This window comes from Streptomyces anatolicus (assembly GCF_019400875.1).
GTDB lineage: Bacteria > Actinomycetota > Actinomycetes > Streptomycetales > Streptomycetaceae > Streptomyces > Streptomyces anatolicus.
This window is the reverse complement of sequence record NZ_WMBF01000684.1, coordinates 1-2,625: the sequence shown is the minus strand read 5'-3', so window position 1 is coordinate 2,625 and position 2,625 is coordinate 1. Positions and strand designations below refer to the sequence as shown.

The following is a 2,625-nucleotide window of genomic DNA, read 5'->3' as shown; positions in this document are numbered from 1 at the left end:
GCCCCGGCCCACGGCCCCGGCGCTCACTGCCCCTGCTGCTCCGCGAGGAAGGCGAGCAGGTCCTGCCGGCTCACGACGCCGGTCGGCTTGCCCTCGACCAGGACGATCGCCGCGTCCGCGCCACCGAGCACCGACATCAGGTCGCCCACCGGCTCACCGGAGCCGACCTGCGGCAGCGGGTCCGACATGTGCTTCTCCAGCGGGTCGCCGAGCGAGGCGCGCTGGGTGAACAGGGCGTCGAGCAGCTCGCGCTCCACGACCGAGCCGATGACCTCGGCGGCCATCACGTCGGGGTGGCCCGCGCCCGGCTTCACGATCGGCATCTGCGAGACGCCGTACTCGCGCAGCACCTCGATGGCCTCGCCCACCGTCTCCTCGGGGTGCATGTGCACCAGCGAGGGCAGCGCGCCGCCCTCCTTGCGGCGCAGCACGTCGCCGACGCGCGGCGCGTCACCGGCCTGCTCCAGGAAGCCGTAGTCGTTCATCCACTCGTCGCTGAAGATCTTGCTCATGTAGCCGCGCCCGGAGTCGGGCAGGAGCACGACCACGACGTCGTCGGGGCCGAGCCGCTCCGCGACCCGCAGCGCCGCGACGACCGCCATGCCGCAGGAGCCGCCGACGAGCAGCCCCTCCTCCTTGGCCAGGCGCCGCGTCATCTGGAAGGAGTCCTTGTCGGACACGGCGATGATCTCGTCGGTCACGTTCTGGTCGTACGCCGTCGGCCAGAAGTCCTCGCCGACGCCCTCGACGAGGTAGGGCCGCCCGGAGCCGCCGGAGTACACGGACCCCTCGGGGTCGGCGCCGATGACCTTCACCCGGCCCTCGGAGACCTCCTTCAGGTAGTTGCCCGTCCCGGAGATCGTGCCGCCGGTCCCGATGCCCGTCACGAAGTGGGTGATCTTCCCCTCCGTCTGCTCCCACAGCTCGGGGCCGGTGGAGTGGTAGTGGGAGAGCGGGTTGTTCGGGTTGCTGTACTGGTCGGGCTTCCAGGCGCCGGGCGTCTCGCGTACGAGGCGGTCGGAGACGTTGTAGTACGAATCCGGGTGCTCGGGGTCGACGGCGGTCGGGCAGACGACGACGTCGGCGCCGTACGCGCGCAGCACATTGATCTTGTCGAGTGACACCTTGTCGGGGCAGACGAAGATGCACTTGTAGCCCTTCTGCTGGGCCACGATGGCGAGTCCGACCCCGGTGTTGCCGGACGTCGGCTCGACGATGGTCCCGCCGGGCTTCAGCTCCCCGCTCTGCTCGGCCGCCTCGATCATGCGCAGGGCGATGCGGTCCTTCACGGAACCGCCGGGGTTGAAGTACTCGACCTTGGCCAGGACGGTCGCCTGGATGCCCGCGGTCACGTTGTTGAGTTTCACCAGCGGGGTGTTGCCGACGAGACTGATCATCGAGTCGTGGAATTGCACCGTTGTCTCCGGGCTGCGATGTAGTGCGACGAATTGGTGCGGTCAGCCTAAGGGGCCATGTCATCCGTTCACCTCCGCTCGCGATTGGCCGACCGTGCTTACGGGGCAATGAGTGGATGTACGGCTGTACGGCGGTTCGGCTACGAGGAGGTGGCTGCGGGGCATGTCGAGGGCGAGGGTGGCACGGCGGATCGCCGCGGGGGCGGCGTACGGCGGCGGAGGCATCGGGCTCATCGGGGCCGCGACGGTCGGCGTGGTGCTCGCCGAGGTGCAGCTGGCGAAGCGGACCGTGGGCGGCGGCCACGCGGATCCGCCGCGGTCCGACGGCCGCTACGGACGGGCGTACGGCGAGGATCCCGGCCATCCCGACTGCTCCGACTGCTCCGAACCGGTGCGGTTCGCGATGCTCGGCGACTCCACGGCTGCGGGGCAGGGCGTGCACCGGGCCGGGCAGACCCCGGGCGCGCTGCTCGCCGCGGGGCTCGCGGCGGTGGCGGAGCGGCCGGTCGACCTGCGGAACGTGGCGTTGCCGGGCGCGCAGTCGGACGACCTGGACCGCCAGGTGACCCTGGTCCTCTCCGACCCCGCCTGGGTGCCGGACGTCTGCGTCATCATGATCGGCGCGAACGACGTGACGCACCGGATGCCGCCGACGCGGTCGGTGCGGCACCTGTCGGCGGCGGTGCGGCGGCTGCGGACGGCCGGGGCGGAGGTGGTCGTCGGCACCTGCCCCGATCTCGGCACCGTCGAGAACGTCTACCAGCCGCTGCGGTGGCTGGCCCGCCGGGTCTCGCGGCAGCTGGCCGCGGCGCAGACGATCGGCGTGGTCGAGCAGGGCGGGCGGACGGTGTCGCTGGGTGACCTGCTGGGCCCCGAGTTCGCGGCGAACCCGCGGGAGCTGTTCGGTCCCGACAACTACCACCCCTCGGCGGAGGGGTACGCGACGGCTGCCATGGCGGTGCTTCCCACGCTGTGCGCGGCGCTCGGCCTGTGGCCCGAGGAGGAGCGGCCCGACATCTCGCGGCGCGAGGGCTTCCTGCCGGTGGCGCGGGCGGCCGCGCAGGCGGCGGCGGAGGGCGGCACGGAGGTCACTCCGGCGATGCCGGCGGGGCCCCGGGGGCCGTGGGCACTCCTCAAGCGCCGTCGCCGCCGCCGCATCCACCACACCCCGGACCCCTCCCCGCTCCCCCGCTGACGTGCGGCCCGGTGG

Annotated in this window: 2 protein-coding genes; one reads left to right on the top strand and one right to left on the bottom strand. The window is 72.4% G+C overall.

Annotated features, from left to right (window positions below):
- Positions 1-23: 23 nt before the first annotated feature.
- Positions 24-1,415, bottom strand: a complete 1,392-nt coding sequence (locus tag GKQ77_RS31360; RefSeq protein ID WP_219692503.1) for a cystathionine beta-synthase — start codon at positions 1,413-1,415, stop codon at positions 24-26.
- 163 nt (positions 1,416-1,578) lie between these two features.
- Here GKQ77_RS31360 and GKQ77_RS31355 point away from each other — a divergent pair, with 163 nt between their 5' ends.
- Positions 1,579-2,610, top strand: coding sequence for an SGNH/GDSL hydrolase family protein (locus tag GKQ77_RS31355; RefSeq protein WP_219692502.1), 1,032 nt, complete (start codon positions 1,579-1,581; stop codon positions 2,608-2,610).
- Positions 2,611-2,625: the final 15 nt, after the last annotated feature.

Coding starts and splice junctions, on each gene's coding strand:
- GKQ77_RS31355 (WP_219692502.1), top strand. CDS start 1,579: ATGTCGAGGGCGAGGGTGGCACGGCGGATCGCCGCGGGGGCGGCGTAC.